Annotated in this window: 13 protein-coding genes; 7 read left to right on the top strand and 6 right to left on the bottom strand. The window is 66.4% G+C overall.

Going from position 1 to position 14,797, the window contains the following annotated elements:
• Positions 1-20: 20 nt before the first annotated feature.
• The 4 genes from LO55_RS22100 to LO55_RS26065 all read left to right on the top strand — a co-directional run bounded on the left by LO55_RS22100 (position 21) and on the right by LO55_RS26065 (position 5,101).
• Positions 21-503 carry a hypothetical protein gene (locus LO55_RS22100; RefSeq protein ID WP_071363130.1) on the top strand — a complete coding sequence of 161 codons (483 nt, stop codon included), beginning with the start codon at positions 21-23 and terminating at the stop codon, positions 501-503.
• Positions 504-839: 336 nt separating this feature from the next.
• Positions 840-1,991 carry a right-handed parallel beta-helix repeat-containing protein gene (locus LO55_RS22095; protein WP_071363129.1) on the top strand — a complete coding sequence of 384 codons (1,152 nt, stop codon included), beginning with the start codon at positions 840-842 and terminating at the stop codon, positions 1,989-1,991.
• Between the two features lie 333 nt (positions 1,992-2,324).
• Positions 2,325-3,476, top strand: coding sequence for a right-handed parallel beta-helix repeat-containing protein (locus LO55_RS26540; RefSeq protein ID WP_071363128.1), 1,152 nt, complete (start codon positions 2,325-2,327; stop codon positions 3,474-3,476).
• Between the two features lie 242 nt (positions 3,477-3,718).
• Positions 3,719-5,101, top strand: a complete 1,383-nt coding sequence (locus LO55_RS26065) for a right-handed parallel beta-helix repeat-containing protein (RefSeq protein ID WP_218145992.1) — start codon at positions 3,719-3,721, stop codon at positions 5,099-5,101.
• A 74-nt stretch (positions 5,102-5,175) separates the two neighbouring features.
• Here the strand turns inward: LO55_RS26065 and LO55_RS22080 are convergent, their stop codons facing one another.
• Positions 5,176-5,856: an SOS response-associated peptidase gene (locus LO55_RS22080; RefSeq protein WP_071363127.1), complete on the bottom strand. Its 681-nt coding sequence runs from the start codon at positions 5,854-5,856 to the stop codon at positions 5,176-5,178.
• A 122-nt stretch (positions 5,857-5,978) separates the two neighbouring features.
• Between LO55_RS22080 and LO55_RS22075 the strand changes: the two genes are divergently transcribed.
• The 3 genes from LO55_RS22075 (at position 5,979) to LO55_RS22065 (ending at position 7,667) form a co-directional block, all read left to right on the top strand.
• Positions 5,979-6,383, top strand: coding sequence for a hypothetical protein (locus LO55_RS22075; RefSeq protein WP_071363126.1), 405 nt, complete (start codon positions 5,979-5,981; stop codon positions 6,381-6,383).
• Entirely contained in the window at positions 6,384-6,593 is a 210-nt protein-coding gene (locus LO55_RS22070; protein ID WP_005670080.1) for a hypothetical protein, read from the top strand.
• Positions 6,594-6,692: 99 nt separating this feature from the next.
• Positions 6,693-7,667 (top strand): sensor domain-containing diguanylate cyclase, encoded by a 975-nt coding sequence (locus LO55_RS22065; RefSeq protein WP_071363125.1) that lies wholly within the window; start codon positions 6,693-6,695, stop codon positions 7,665-7,667.
• A 40-nt stretch (positions 7,668-7,707) separates the two neighbouring features.
• Here LO55_RS22065 and paoC read toward each other — a convergent pair whose 3' ends face one another.
• From paoC to LO55_RS22040, 5 genes are all read right to left on the bottom strand, one after another.
• Positions 7,708-9,915 (bottom strand): aldehyde oxidoreductase molybdenum-binding subunit PaoC, encoded by a 2,208-nt coding sequence (gene paoC / locus LO55_RS22060; protein WP_071363124.1) that lies wholly within the window; start codon positions 9,913-9,915, stop codon positions 7,708-7,710.
• 4 nt (positions 9,916-9,919) lie between these two features.
• Positions 9,920-10,873, bottom strand: coding sequence for an FAD binding domain-containing protein (locus LO55_RS22055; RefSeq protein WP_005670083.1), 954 nt, complete (start codon positions 10,871-10,873; stop codon positions 9,920-9,922).
• Positions 10,870-11,523 (bottom strand): aldehyde dehydrogenase iron-sulfur subunit PaoA, encoded by a 654-nt coding sequence (gene paoA, locus LO55_RS22050; RefSeq protein WP_071363123.1) that lies wholly within the window; start codon positions 11,521-11,523, stop codon positions 10,870-10,872. Before paoA ends, LO55_RS22055 begins: the two co-directional genes overlap by 4 nt.
• 322 nt (positions 11,524-11,845) lie before the next feature.
• Entirely contained in the window at positions 11,846-13,654 is a 1,809-nt protein-coding gene (locus LO55_RS22045) for a PHA/PHB synthase family protein (protein ID WP_071363122.1), read from the bottom strand.
• A 28-nt stretch (positions 13,655-13,682) separates the two neighbouring features.
• Complete coding sequence (locus LO55_RS22040) at positions 13,683-14,531, bottom strand: universal stress protein (RefSeq protein WP_071363121.1); 849 nt, start codon at positions 14,529-14,531, stop codon at positions 13,683-13,685.
• Positions 14,532-14,797: the final 266 nt, after the last annotated feature.

Here is a 14,797-nt window from a genome sequence, read left to right as displayed (position 1 = left end):
TTGAGGTAAGGAACTTCCTGATGAAAAAACCTGTGACCTTCGCTTCGTCATTCCGTGTCAAAGCCGCGCTGTGCTGCAGCGTCGCCGTCCTGCTCACCGCCTGCGGCGGTACGACCGATGAGTTCGCCAATCAGCAGTTGCTGGCTGCCACCGTGATCACTGACACCACGGAGGCATCGAGCGCCAGGACCACGGGCGCGATCGACGCCGGCCCGGCAACGCCGGAGCCCATCGCGCAGGATACGGCCATGCCTGGCGCCGCCACACCGGCGGCCGACAGCGCAGCGCCGGCCATCCCGGAACCGGCGCCGGCGTCGATGGACAATGGCGTTGCCAATGCCGCGCCGGCCGCTCAGGCTGCCGAAGGCAACGCCCCGGCATCGAACGAGTTCAATCTCAACGGTTACCAGGAGGCTGCGTCCTCACCCGATCCTGCAATGCAGGGCACGCCGGCGGTAGCCGGCGCCGACGGCCAGCAAGCCACGCAGCAACCGGCAGCTTAAAACCACTTCACATTCCCTTGCGCCTGCGACAGCAGGCGCAGCCGAGACATCCGCGCTCATCAGCAATCTTCCTCCGGCCCGTCGCGGCCCACCTCCCGAGCTGGCGCATCGCTGGTGTATCTGATGCCCGCCGCGCCGCGCATCTCTCCGGCTTCGCTCACACCCGCAACGCTGTGCTTGCCGTGTTCGGTAGGAAACTGCTGAGTATTCCATTTTTATAGATACATTGCCTCGGAAAAATTAGTGTCCACAGAAAAAATTTCTCAAAAAAAGTTGAACTTAGGAAGTTTCCTGCGCTCAAAGGGTTACATTGTTTAATTAGGGTAAGACACATTCATGACCTTCGCTACCTTCGCTTCGATCCGCACCAACGTCACCCACGCCGCTGCCGCCGTCGCCTTGCTGGCAGCCGCCATGTCGGCCAACGCCGCCACCATCCCGACTACCCCGAACAACTTCTACGTCTCGCCCACCGGCTCGGACACCGCGGCCGGCACCAAGGCCGCGCCGTTCAAGACCCTGGCGCGCGCCGCCAAGGCCGCGACCAAGGCCGGCACCACCGTGTTCGTGGCGCCGGGCACCTATGCCGGCGGCATCCGCACCACCGCCAGCGGCACCGCAAGCAGCCGTATCTACTGGGTGTCGACCACGAAGTGGGGCGCCAAGATCGTGCCGCCGGCTAACTCGACCAACAAGACCGCCTGGGACAACCGCGGCAACTACGTCAGCATCATCGGTTTCGACGTCGACGGCAGCAAGATCGGCAGCGGCACCAAATGGGTGCTCGGCATCTACACCGGCGGTTCGTACAACGTCATCGAGGGCAACCGCGTGCACCACATGGCGACGACCATTCCGTGCAATAGCGCCGGCGGCTCGGCGATCGGGGTGGACAGCTACTACAAGGGCGTCAAGGGCGACGTGATCGGCAACGTCGTGCACGATATCGGCCCGGCCGGCTGCACCTACGTCCAGGGCATCTATCACAGCACCTCGGGCACGATCAAGAACAACGTCGTCTACCGCGTCGGCTCGGCTGCGATCCACCTGTGGCACGATGCGACCGACGTCCAGATCGTCAACAACACGGTGAGCTCGTCGGTGTTCGGCATCATCGTCGGTGGTGGCGACTTCTACTTCACGAAGGCGGGCGCCAACAATGTCCATGTGCACAACAACATCGTGTACGACAACAAATACGGCATCTCGGAGCAGGGCACCACCGGCAAGGGCAACACGTATAAAAACAACCTGGTCACCAAGAACACGACCTATAACTTCCAGCTGCGTAACGGCCTGACCCATACCGGCACCATCAGCTCGGAACCGCTGTTCGCCGGCTACTCGCGCACCGTGGCAACGCCGGACTACAAGCTGACGACCAGCTCGCCGGCGATCGGTCGCGGCCTGGCGACCTATGCCCCGGCTGCCGACATCGACGGTAAGGCGCGCGGCACGGCCATCGACCTCGGCGCTTATCAACACTAAGCTGCACTCAGCAGCACTAAGCAGCACCAGGCAGCATTAGGCGGTCCCGGCTCAACCAGTCCTCGTCGACGGAGCCGGGATTGCCACCCTGCGCATGCGTTTGCATGCGCGTCTCGCGGACAGCGCGCACCGAGCGCGGATCTGCTTTCATACCTCAACACGACCATTCTTTTTCTACGCCTGCGCGGGCACTTCTGGCGAGTATGTAATTTCCACGGGGAAATTGTTCTTTAGCATTTAATACTCCCAGAAAAAATTTCCTAAAAAAAGTTGAACTTAGGAAGTTTCCTGCGCTCAAAGGGTTACATTGTTTAATTAGGGTAAGACACATTTATGACCTTCGCTACCTTCGCTTCGATCCGTACCAACGTCACCCACGCCGCTGCCGCCGTCGCCTTGCTGGCAGCCGCCATGTCGGCCAACGCCGCCACCATCCCGACTACCCCGAACAACTTCTACGTCTCGCCCACCGGCTCGGACACCGCGGCCGGCACCAAGGCCGCGCCGTTCAAGACCCTGGCGCGCGCCGCCAAGGCCGCGACCAAGGCCGGCACCACCGTGTTCGTGGCGCCGGGCACCTATGCCGGCGGCATCCGCACCACCGCCAGCGGCACCGCAAGCAGCCGTATCTACTGGGTGTCGACCACGAAGTGGGGCGCCAAGATCGTGCCGCCGGCTAACTCGACCAACAAGACCGCCTGGGACAACCGCGGCAACTACGTCAGCATCATCGGTTTCGACGTCGACGGCAGCAAGATCGGCAGCGGCACCAAATGGGTGCTCGGCATCTATACCGGCGGTTCGTACAACGTCATCGAGGGCAACCGCGTGCACCACATGGCGACGACCATCCCGTGCAATAGCGCGGGCGGCTCGGCGATCGGCGTGGACAGCTACTACAAAGGCGTCAAGGGCGACGTGATCGGCAACGTCGTTCACGATATCGGCCCGGCCGGCTGCACCTACGTCCAGGGCATCTATCACAGCACCTCGGGCACGATCAAGAACAACGTCGTCTACCGCGTGGGCTCGGCTGCGATCCACCTGTGGCACGACGCGACCGACCTTCAGATCGTCAACAACACGGTGAGCTCGTCGGTGTTCGGCATCATCGTCGGTGGCGGCGACTTCTACTTCACGAAGGCGGGCGCCAACAACGTCCACGTGCACAACAACATCGTGTACGACAACAAGTACGGCATCTCGGAACAGGGCACCACCGGCAAGGGCAACACGTATAAAAACAACCTGGTCACCAAGAACACGACCTATAACTTCCAGCTGCGCAATGGCCTGACCCATACGGGCACCATCAGCTCGGAGCCGCTGTTCGCCGGCTACTCGCGCACCGCGGCAACGCCAAACTACAAGCTGACGACCAGCTCGCCGGCGATCGGCCGCGGCCTGGCGACCTATGCGCCGAAGACCGACATCGACGGCAAGGCGCGCGGCACGGCCATCGACCTCGGCGCTTATCAACACTAAGCAGCTTCATGCAGCAACCCCTGCAGTAACCCCTGCAGTACCGACCCGGACCGAAGCCAGCCCCGGCCAGCTTCATCCGGCGTCACCCGCGCCAGCGCCAGCTGGCGGATCTCGTGGACGGGCGCATGCGCCCCGTCCGCTCCGACACATCAGGAGAAGCCCACGTCCCGCGTGGACTGCCGCGCCCTGCGCGTGGCCCCTCCATTGCCCGGTCTTTTTTCCGGACTAGAAGGAAACCTCAGATGAAAAGCAGCACCATGATCGCCTCGAACCTCCGTACCAACCTGACCCGCGTCGCCGCGGCAGCAACCCTGCTGCTGGCCGCCACCGCATCGGCCCAAGCCGCCACGGCCCCGCAAACCGCGGCGCCAGCCGCCACCACCGCCGCCTCGGCCCAGGAACAAGTGCGCCAGCTGTACCTAACCTTGCTCGGCCGTGAGCCCGATGCGGGCGGGCTGCAGTACTGGACCCAGGCCGTGAGCCGCGGTGTCAGCCTGGCGACCGTCGAAGCGGAGATCAAGCGCAGCGCCGAGTATACGAAGCGCAATCCAGCGCCTGTCGCCGGCCCGAGCATCCCGGCCACGCCGTACAACTACTATGTTTCGCCGAACGGTTCGGACAGCGCCGCCGGCACCAAGGCCGCGCCGTTCAAGACCCTGGCGCGCGCCGCCCAGGTCGCGACCAAGCCCGGCACCACCGTGTTCGTGGCGCCGGGCACCTATGCCGGCGGCATCCGCACCACCGCCAGCGGCACCGCAAGCAGCCGCATCTACTGGGTCTCGACCACGAAGTGGGGCGCCAAGATCGTGCCGCCGGCTAATTCGACCAACAAGACCGCGTGGGACAACCGCGGCAACTACGTCAGCATCATCGGTTTCGACGTCGACGGCAGCAAGATCGGCAGCGGCACCAAATGGGTGCTCGGCATCTACACCGGCGGTTCGTACAACGTCATCGAGGGCAACCGCGTGCACCACATGGCGACGACGATCCCGTGCAATAGCGCGGGCGGCTCGGCGATCGGCGTGGACAGCTACTACAAGGGCGTCAAGGGCGACGTGATCGGCAACGTCGTGCACGATATCGGCCCGGCCGGCTGCACCTATGTCCAGGGCATCTATCACAGCACCTCGGGCACGATCAAGAACAACATCGTCTACCGCGTGGGCTCGGCTGCGATCCACCTGTGGCACGATGCGACCGACCTCCAGATCGTCAACAACACGGTGAGCTCGTCGGTGTTCGGCATCATCGTCGGTGGCGGCGACTTCTACTTCACGAAGGCGGGCGCCAACAACGTCCACGTGCACAACAACATCGTGTACGACAACAAGTACGGCATCTCGGAGCAAGGCACCACTGGCAAGGGCAACACGTATAAAAACAACCTGGTCACCAAGAACACGACCTACAACTTCCAGCTGCGTAACGGCCTGACCCATACCGGCACCATCAGCTCGGAACCGCTGTTCGCCGGCTACTCGCGCACCGCGGCAACCCCGGACTACAAGCTGACGGCCAGCTCGCCGGCCGTCGGCCGCGGCATCGCCACCTACGCGCCGAAGACCGACATCGACGGCAAGGCACGTGGCAGCAGCATCGACCTGGGCGCGTATCAGCGATAAGCAGCGTTCATCGCTTGTGATGGCGGCATCGCCGCCTGTGAATGGCCCGGACGTGGAAGCGTCCGGGCCATTTTTTATTCGGTTTCGGTATCGATCGGCTGCACGACCTCTGGGCCGCCAAGCCCGGCACGGTTGACCAGCGTGCTGACCGCGTGCCATTCGAATGCATCCGAGGGCAGGGCGGCGCGGCGCGCGAACTCGAGCGCTTCCTCGCTCGAGAGCGCCGGATCGAGCCAGGTCTCGGCGTCGCGCGCATCGAGCACCACCGGCCGCCGGTCGTGGATGTCGAGCATGCCGCCCGAGGCGTCGTCGGTCACCAGCACGAAACCGGCTTCCGCGCGGTTCTCGGTAAAGCCGCCGAAATTGGCCAGGGCCAGCATGAACAGCGGCGCGCCGTCCCGGCGGTGGATATGCCACGGCTGCTTGTGGCCTTTTTCTCCGGTCCATTCATACCAGCCTTCGGCCGGCACCAGCGCCCGGCCCGACTTGAGCAGGCCGCGCCAGTAGCGGTTGGTGAGCTTGTCCATGCGCGCATTGATCGTCACCGGCACCTTGCCCTTGGCCCAGCGCGCCTGGTAGCTCCAGTACACGTCGTCGACGCGCCGCTCGCCGTCCTGGATGTGCAGCACGGGTCGGTAAGTGCCGGGCGGCACGTTATAGGCCGGCGCGGATTCGCTGTCGTACACCGCGTCGAGCCAGCCGATGGCGCTGGCGTAGTTGCGAGCCGTCTGGCTCTGGTCAAATCGTCCACACATGGCTCGATACTAGCGCAAGCCGCTGCAAGGCAGCACGCGGCAGGCGCGCCAGGCGTGCGGCGTTTGGCCGCGCCGTCCGGCAATGGTATGCTCCGGGCTCACACGATTGACAAGGAGCAGGTATGGCAGCAGGCTGGTGGACCGTATTGAAGACCGTCCCGTGGAGCGAGGTGATCAGCGCCGCGCCCCAGGTGGCGACCGGCGCGCGCCGCCTGTGGGACACGGTCAATCGCAAGCCGGGCGCGGTGGACCCGGCGACCGGCTTGAGTCCCGAGATGGCGGCGCAAGAAGACGACATCATCGGCCTCCTGATCGCGCGTTCCGAACAGAACGACGCGGAGCTGAACGACTTGCGCAACCAGATGCGCTCGGCCTCCGAACTGATCGCCAACCTGGCCGACCAGAACGCCCAGCTGATCGCCAAGATGGACGTGCAGCGCCAGAAGCTCACCTGGCTCGGCGTGACCGCCGGCCTGTCGGCGCTGCTCGCCGTGGTGGCCCTGATCCTGGTGGCGGTGCGAACCTGAATGAAAGTAGTACTGATCTGTGCGACCCTGTTCATCTTCATCTCGATGTTGCTGAACGGGGCGCGTCGGCGCGGCAAGCTCAATGACAGCGCCAACCGCGCCGTGACGGGGCTGGCCAATTCGATGCGCATTTTCGTGTTCGGCCTGCTGTTCTTCGTGGCGATCGTCTGCGTGGCGATGGCCTGGCACATGCTGCAAAGCCCGCCTTGACCCCGGCCGGCGCGGCTGCGGCAACCGGCGTTTCTTTCGGTGGTCCTGGAAATTCCGGTATGATTTGAATTGTTTCCTAAATTCAACATCTGCCGATCCGTGACTCAAAAGCCAGAATCCATCAGCAGCCTGCCCGCGCGGGTCCTCAATCTCGTCGACTGCGGTGTGATCGTGCTCGACCACGAAGGATGCATCGTCCTCTGGAACGGCTGGCTGGTGCCGCGTTCCGGCCGCGGCGTGGCCCGCATGCAGGGCCACACGCTGATCGAAGTCTTTCCCGACCTGCGCGGATCGCGCGTCGAGGCGGCGATCCTCGCCGCGCTGCTCGAAGGCGTCGCCACCGAGCACGTGCCGCCCTCGCATAACCGCGCGCCATTCCCGCTGCGCGAACCGGGCAGCTTCGACGGCGCTCTGATCGACCAGGCGGTCGCGGTCACGCCCTTCGACGACGGCGGCCAGCGCTTCTGCCTGATCGAGATCCGCGACGTGAGCGGCGTCGCGGTGCGCGAGCGGCGCCTGCTGGAACACGCCGAGTCGCTGCGCGCGCGGTCGTACATCGACGGCCTCACCGGCATCGCCAACCGCCGCCATTTCGACGTGGCGCTGGAGCGCGAACTGCGCCGCGCGCAGCGCGCCGATGGCGCGCTGGCGCTGCTGCTGGTCGACATCGATTCGTTCAAGGCCTATAACGACCACTTCGGCCACCAGCAGGGCGACAGCTGCCTGACCATGGTGGCCCAGGAGCTGGCCGGCATGCTCAAGCGCCCGGCCGACCTGGCGGCGCGCTACGGCGGCGAAGAGTTCGCGGCCGTGCTGCCCGACACCACGCTCGAGCAGGCGCGCGTGCTGGCCGACCGCATCCGCGCCCACGTCGCCGGCCTGGGCCTGCAGCAGGCGCCCGCCGCCCACCATCCGGAGGTCACGCTCAGCATCGGCGTCGCCGCCTTCGACCGCGCGCGCCTGAACGCGCCGGAAGCGCTGATCGAGGCGGCCGACAAGGCCTTGTACGCGGCCAAGCGCGGCGGACGCAATCGCGTGGTCGCCGACGGCGACGAGGTGGACGCCGTCGCCTGAATGCCGGCCTGAATGCGCGCCTGGACGAAGCCGCCTGTGGTCAAGCGGACAGCGGCATCTTCTCGATCAGCTTGTCGAGCGTGATCGGATACTCGCGCACCCGCACGCCGGTCGCGTTGTAGACCGCGTTCGCGACCGCGGCGGCGACCCCGCAGATACCGAGTTCTCCCACGCCCTTGGCCTTCATGGGCGAGGACAGCTCGTCTTCTTCCTTGAGGAAGATGACTTCCTGGTGAGGGATGTCGGCATGCACCGGCACCTCGTAGGTGGCGAGATCGTGGTTGGCGAAGAAGCCGAGTCGTTTGTCGACCACCAGGTGTTCCATCAGCGCGCCACCGACACCCATGGTCATGGCGCCGATCACCTGGCTGCGCGCCTGCTTCGGATTGAGGATGCGGCCGGCCGCGCACACGGCCAGCATGCGCCGCACCCGCGTCTCGCCGGTGACCGCGTCGACCGCCACTTCGACGAAGTGGGCGCCGAAGGTCGACAGCTGGTTCTTCTTGTCGAGGCCCCCGGAAAATTCGATCGTGTCCTCGGCCACCAGCTCGCCGCCGGCGGCGGCTTGCGCCAGCGGCAGGTTGCGCCCGCCAGCACGGACCGTGCCGTCCACGAACTCGGCCTCGCGTTCAGCCACGCCGAGCTCCTTCGCCACCAGTTCGCGCAGTTTGGCGCAGGCGGCGTACACGCCCGAGGTCGAGCTGTTCGCGCCCCACTGGCCGCCGGAGCCGGCGGAGGTGGGGAAGGTGGAATCGCCCAGGCGCACCTCGACCCGCTCGAGCGGCACGCCCAGCATCTCGGCGGCGGTCTGGCCGATGATGGTGTAGCTGCCGGTGCCGATGTCGGTCATGTCGGTTTCGACGATCACCTTGCCGTCCTTCGCAAGCCGCACCCGCGCCGCCGACTTCATCACCGGGCTGTTGCGGAAGGCCGAGGCCACGCCGTAGCCGATCAGCCAGCGGCCTTCGCGCGTCTGGCCGGGCTTGGGGTTGCGCTTGTTCCAGCCGAACTTCTCGGCGCCCATGCGCATGCACTCGACGAAGCGGCGCTCGGAGAATTTGCGGATCGGCTTTTCGGGGTCGACCTTGGTGTCGTTCAGGATGCGGAACTGCACCGGATCGATGTTCAGCTTTTCGGCCATCTCGTCGATCGCGATTTCGAGCGCCATCATGCCCGGCGCTTCTCCCGGCGCGCGCATCGCATTGCCTTCGGGCAGATCGATCAGGGCGACGCGGGTCGCGGTCATGCGGTCGGCGCCCGCGTACAGCAGGCGGGTCTGCTGGGTCGCGACTTCCGAGCTGCCCTTGGGCAGGTTGCCGTTCCAGGACTCGTGGCCGATGGCGGTGATGCGACCGTCGCGGCCGGCGCCGATGCGGATGCGCTGGATGGTGGCCGGGCGGTGGGTGGTGTTGTTGAAGATGAGATGACGGTGCAGCGCCACCTTGACCGGGCGCTTGGCCGCGCGCGCGCCGAGCGACGCCAGCAGGGCGTCGGCGCGCAGGAACAGCTTGGAGCCGAAGCCGCCGCCGACATAGGGCGAGATCACGCGCACCTTTTCCTTCGGCATGCCCAGCGTCTTGGACAGGTCCTGGACGCACCAGTTGATCATCTGGTTCGAGGTCCACACCGTCAGCTTGTCGCCTTCCCAGAGCGCGGTGGACGCGTGCGGCTCCATCATCGCGTGCGACTGGTCCGGGGTGGTGTAGGTGGAGTCGAGTTTCACGGGCGCGGTATCGAAGCCGCGCTGGAAGTTGCCGGCGCTGGAGTCGGACGGGTCGTCTTCCCAGTCCGGCTTGACCGCCTTGTCTTTTTCGGCGGCCAGGTCGAAGCGGCCCTTCTCTTCGACGTATTTCACGCGCACGAGGGCAGCGGCGGCGCGCGCCTGCTCGAAGGTGTCGGCCACCACCAGGGCGACGGCCTGGTGGTAGTGCTCGACCTTGGGGCCGGCCAGCAGGTGGGCGACGTTCTTGTCGCCCTTGCCGAGCTTGCCGGCATTGGCGGCCGTGACCACGGCCAGCACGCCGGGCGCGCGGCGCGCGGCCTCGATCTCGATCGAGGCGATGCGGCCCTTGGCGATGCTGGAACCGACCACGAACCCGTGGGCGGCGTTCGGCACTTCCTTGTGGTGCTCGTAGGCGTAGGGCGCCGTGCCGGTGCACTTGAGCGGGCCGTCGATGCGGTCGAGCGGCTGGCCGACGTAGCGCTGGCGGTCGATGGGATTGGTGGTGGCGGGAGTGGTGAATTTCATGGGATCAGCCTTTCTTCGCTGCGTTCATCGCTTCCGCGAGGGTGCGGTGTACCAGGGCGACTTTGAACGCGTTGTCCTCGGTGGTGCGGGCGCCGGCCATCAGGCGGTCCGACACCGCCTTGGCGCCTTGCGTCATCTGCCGTTCGGCCTCTTCGACCCGCCATGGCTTGTGGGCGACGCCGCCCACCGCGACGCGGCCGCTGCCGTCGGGCAGGATCACGGTGGCGACCGAGACTAAAGCAAAAGCATAGGAAGCGCGGTCGCGCACCTTGCGGTAGGCGTGCACGCCGCCCAGCGGCTTCGGCAGCTTGACCGACGTGATCAGTTCGCCCGGTTCGAGCACGGTCTCGATGTGCGGGGTGTTGCCCGGCAGGCGGTGGAAGTCAGCGATCGGGATGCTGCGCATGCTGCCGTCGGCCTTCACGGTCTCGACCTCGGCGTCGAGCAGGCGCATGGCGATCGCCATATCGCTCGGATGGACCGCGATGCAGGCGTCGCTGGCGCCGACCACGGCGTGGTGGCGGGTGAAGCCGCCGATGGCGGCGCAGCCGCTGCCCGGCTGGCGCTTGTTGCAGCGCTGCGCCGTGTCGTAGAAATAGGGACAGCGGGTGCGCTGCAGCAGGTTGCCCGAGGTGGTCGCCTTGTTGCGCAGCTGGGTCGAGGCGCCGGCCAGCAGGGCGCGCGACAGCACCGCGTAATCCTTGCGCACGCGCGCGTCGGCCGCCAGGTCGGTGTTGCGCACCAGCGCGCCCACGCGCAGGCCGCCGTCCGACGTCGGTTCGATCTTGTCGAAGCCCAGGCCGTTGACGTCGACCAGGGTGGTCGGGGTCTCGATCTCGAGCTTCATGAGGTCGAGCAGGTTGGTGCCGCCGGCGATGAAGCGGGCGTTCGGGGTACGGGCGACGAGCTGGGCGGCTTGAGCCGGCGAAGTGGCGCGCTGGTAGGTGAATGCCTTCATGCCTTGACCCCTCCCACTTCGGTGATCGCGTCGATGATGTTCGAGTAGGCGCCGCAGCGACAGATATTGCCGCTCATGCGTTCGCGGATCTCTTCCACCGAGAGCAAGGGCTTCGCATTCAGGTCGGCGGTCACGTGGCTCGGAATGCCCTGGCGGATTTCCTCGATCACGGACACGCTGGCGCAGATCTGGCCGGGGGTACAGTAGCCGCACTGGTAACCGTCGTGCTTGATGAAGGCGGCCTGCATCGGGTGCAGCTTCTCCGGCGTGCCGAGGCCCTCGATCGTGGTGATCTCGGCGCCTTCGTGCATGACCGCCAGCGACAGGCAGGAATTGATGCGGCGGCCGTCCATGATGACGGTGCAGGCGCCGCACTGGCCCTGGTCGCAACCCTTCTTGGAACCGGTCAGGTGCAGGTGCTCGCGCAGCGCGTCGAGCAGGCTGGTGCGGGTATCCAGCTGCAGGGTGACCTGCTTGCCGTTGACGGTGAAGGTGACGCCAGTGGTGACCGGCTCGGGAGTGGTGGTTGCGGCAGCCGTCGGTGCGGCCTCCTGGGCGTGCGCTCCCGGTACGGCCGCGGTCGATACCGACAGCGCGCCGGCGATCAACAGGTCGCGCCGGGTGAGCTTGACGTCGCTGAATTGGTCCATGCTTGTGGCTTCCTTCTCTAGAGTGCGTTGCCCACGCCCGTACCCGGCGTCAATATGGCGGCGCCGGCAGGTGTGGAAGGGCTTGCGGAGTTGTCGAAATGATTCTAAGTCAGCTGTCGGGAAGGCCGCGTTCCCTTGAAACCTGAAGTATGTTGTTGACTGTAAATATCAGCCGTCAAAATGAGTGCTCCGACATGCGAGCACGCGAGCAGGCATGGCGGCACGGGCGGCACAGGCGGCACAGGCTGCACAGGCTGCACAGGCTGCGCGCGTGCTGGTCGGCAGGGCGGACCAGCCGTTGGAGCGTAAGGACGAGGCCGGTCTACTGCTGAAGGACGTAGTCGCCCGGCGCGGGTGCGGTGTCCGGGATGGGCGCCGGCGGCGGCACATATTTGCCGGCGTGGCGTACGAGCCATTGGTCCCAGGCGGGCCACCAGCTGCCCTCGAGCTGGGGCACGCGCGCCAGCCAGCGGTCGGGATCGATGTACGGATCGTCATGGCGGTGCACGGCGACCTGGTAGCTGCGGTTGGCGCTGCCCGGCGGCGAGACCACCCCGGCATTGTGGCCGCCGCTGGTGAGGATGAAGGTGATTTCGGTGTCGGTCAGGGGGATGATCTTGTACACCGAGCGCCATGGCGCGACGTGGTCGGTGAGCGTGCCGACCGCGCAGATGGGCACGTCGATGTCGCTCAGCGAGACAGGCCGTCCGCCGGCCAGGTAACGCGAGCTGGCCAGGCTGTTGCGCAGGAACAGGCGGTGCAGGTACTCGGCATGCATGCGATAGGGCATGCGGGTGGCGTCGGCATTCCAGGACATGAGGTCGCTCTCCTGCTCGGGCAGGTCGAGCAGGTAATGGCGCAGGCGTCGCGACCAGATGAGGTCGTTGGAGCGCAGCAGCTGGAAGGCGCCGGCCATCTGGCGCGTGTCGAGGTAGCCCTGCTGCCACATGGCGGCCTCCAGGAAGCTGACCTGGCTGTCGTCGATGAACAGCGACAGCTCGCCCGGCTCGGTAAAGTCGACCTGGGCCGCCAGCAGCGAGATACTGGCCAGGCGCCGGTCGTGGTCACGCGCCATGGCGGCGGCGGCGATCGCGAGCAGGGTGCCGCCCAGGCAATAGCCGGCCGCATTGATCTTGCTGGCGCCGGTCTGGGCCACGATGGCGTCGAGCGCGGCAGTCACGCCCAGCTGGCGGTAGTCGTCCATGGTGAGGTCGCGGTCGTCGGCCTGCGGATTCTTCCACGACACCATGTACACGGTATGTCCGCGCTCGACCAGGTAGCGCACCAGGGAATTGTGCGGCGACAGGTCGAGGATGTAGAACTTCATGATCCAGGCCGGCACGATCAGCAGCGGCACTTCGTGCACGGCGGGGCCGACCGGATCGTAGCGCAGCAGTTCGATCAGCCGGTTCTGCATGACGACCTTGCCCGGCGTCACCGCGACTTCGTGCCCCGGCCGGTAGTTGACCACGCGCGGCTTGCCGGCGAGGAGGCCTTGCGCGTCGCGCCAGGCGCGCATGGCGCCGTTGACCAGGTTCATCCCGCCGCTGGCGAGCACGGCGCGCTGCACGACGGGGTTGGTGGTGACGAAGTTCGACGGCGCCACGCAATCGAGCATCTGGCGCGCGACGAAGGTGACGACGTCGGCATGGTGCGGCGCGACCCCGCGCACGGTGGAGGTGGCGCGGTGCCACCATTGCTGGCTCAGCAGGAATCCCTGGCTGAGCTGGCGCCAGGGCGAGGCATTCCAGGCCGGATCGACGAAACGTTTATCCTGAGCCAATGGCCGCACCGGGTCGACCGCGTCGTCGGCCGGCGTGGCCAGGTATTGGAGCCAGCGCTGCCAGCCGATGACGGCGTCGGTCGCCAGTTCGTGCTGCTTGTCGGGCGACATCATGAGGTGGCAGGCCCAGTCGAACCACGCCATGCCGAGCGCGGCCGGCGACAGGTTGCCGGTGAGGCGGCCGAGCCAGGCCCACAGCACCAGGTCGGCATGGACCTGGCCGCCGCCGGCGACCCGCGCATGGCGGTGGGTGCCGCCGAGCCAGGCGCTGCCTTCGACCCGGCGCGTGCTGCCGGCGGCATCGGGGTGGGGATCGGGACGGGGACCGGGCCGGGTATCGGGCGCCATGGCGGAGGCTCGCGGCTAGCGCTTGCGCTCAGTGCGCGATCAGGAGCGGCGTCGTGCTGCCGGCCAGCAGCGAGCGGGTGACGCCGCCGAGGACGAACTCGCGGTAGCGGCTGTGGCCGAAGGCGCCCGTGACCAGCAGGCCGGCATCGTGCTCGCGCGCCACCTTCAGGAGCGCCTCGCCGGTGCTGCTGCGCGTGGTCTCGATGACGACGTCGACCTTGACCCCGTGGCGCGCCAGGTGCAGCGCCATGTCGGCGCCCGGTTCCTCGCCATGCATCTCGGCCATGGCGCCGGGATTGATGAGCGTGAGCTTGACCGTATCGGCTTGCCGCAGCAGGGGCAGGGCGGCGGAAATCGCGCGGATCGCCTGCATGCTGCCGTCCCAGCCGACCACGGCGGTGCCGGGCAGGGGCCGTTCTTTCCAGCCGGGCGGCACCACCAGCACGGGACGCGCGCCGTGCAGCGCGATGTATTCGGGCAAGCCGCGCGCCTGGGCTGGAATGCCCGGCACGGCGATCGGTTCGGCGTCGCGGCTGACGATCACGAGGTCGGCGTAGCGCGATTCGAGCAGCAGGGCGTAGCGGGCGTCATCCTCGAGCATGCGGGTCTCGAAACTGCCCACGCCATGGCGCTGGACAGCGGTGCTGAATTCTTCCAGCCGCGCCTCGACCGCCTCGCGCACGCCGTTGAAATCGGATTCGGGCATCATCGGCGCGCCCATCGAGCCGACCAGCAGGGAATAGTCGAACCAGGAAATGCCGGTGGCGGCGCTGCCGACGAGGTGGGCGTCGAAGGCGTTGGCCAGCAGGGCGCCGGCGCGCAGGCGCGCCTCTTGCTCGGGACTTCCGTCGACGTGAACCACGATGGTCTTGTACATGCTCGTTCCTTTCTTCTCGGTAAAAGCGGACTCGGGCGGATAGGGCGTGCCGGTATCCGCCACCGGAGCGGACCCTGGATGGCATCTGGCCTATACGCTTGGATTACTCGAAGTCCACTTTATTCCCGGACCGGGCGCGTGTCAGGAGCGTGGTTGATGTGAATCAAAAAAGCAAGAAAGAAGGAGGGAGGAAGGCGAGTCAGAATTGTCCTTTATGCGTACGACTGCTCTGACGCAAGGACGCGGTGGCGATTACCTCCTTCAGG

The organism is Massilia timonae, assembly GCF_001866515.1.
Classification (GTDB): Bacteria; Pseudomonadota; Gammaproteobacteria; order Burkholderiales; family Burkholderiaceae_D; genus Telluria; species Telluria timonae.
This window is presented reverse-complemented; position numbering and strand designations above follow the sequence as displayed.

Bases quoted from the DNA above. Each gene is read 5' to 3' on its own strand.
- LO55_RS22100 (WP_071363130.1), top strand. From the start codon at position 21: ATGAAAAAACCTGTGACCTTCGCTTCGTCATTCCGTGTCAAAGCCGCG.
- LO55_RS22095 (WP_071363129.1), top strand. From the start codon at position 840: ATGACCTTCGCTACCTTCGCTTCGATCCGCACCAACGTCACCCACGCC.
- LO55_RS26540 (WP_071363128.1), top strand. From the start codon at position 2,325: ATGACCTTCGCTACCTTCGCTTCGATCCGTACCAACGTCACCCACGCC.
- LO55_RS26065 (WP_218145992.1), top strand. From the start codon at position 3,719: ATGAAAAGCAGCACCATGATCGCCTCGAACCTCCGTACCAACCTGACC.
- LO55_RS22080 (WP_071363127.1), bottom strand. From the start codon at position 5,856: ATGTGTGGACGATTTGACCAGAGCCAGACGGCTCGCAACTACGCCAGC.
- LO55_RS22075 (WP_071363126.1), top strand. From the start codon at position 5,979: ATGGCAGCAGGCTGGTGGACCGTATTGAAGACCGTCCCGTGGAGCGAG.
- LO55_RS22070 (WP_005670080.1), top strand. From the start codon at position 6,384: ATGAAAGTAGTACTGATCTGTGCGACCCTGTTCATCTTCATCTCGATG.
- paoC (WP_071363124.1), bottom strand. From the start codon at position 9,915: ATGAAATTCACCACTCCCGCCACCACCAATCCCATCGACCGCCAGCGC.
- LO55_RS22055 (WP_005670083.1), bottom strand. From the start codon at position 10,873: ATGAAGGCATTCACCTACCAGCGCGCCACTTCGCCGGCTCAAGCCGCC.
- paoA (WP_071363123.1), bottom strand. From the start codon at position 11,523: ATGGACCAATTCAGCGACGTCAAGCTCACCCGGCGCGACCTGTTGATC.
- LO55_RS22045 (WP_071363122.1), bottom strand. From the start codon at position 13,654: ATGGCGCCCGATACCCGGCCCGGTCCCCGTCCCGATCCCCACCCCGAT.
- LO55_RS22040 (WP_071363121.1), bottom strand. From the start codon at position 14,531: ATGTACAAGACCATCGTGGTTCACGTCGACGGAAGTCCCGAGCAAGAG.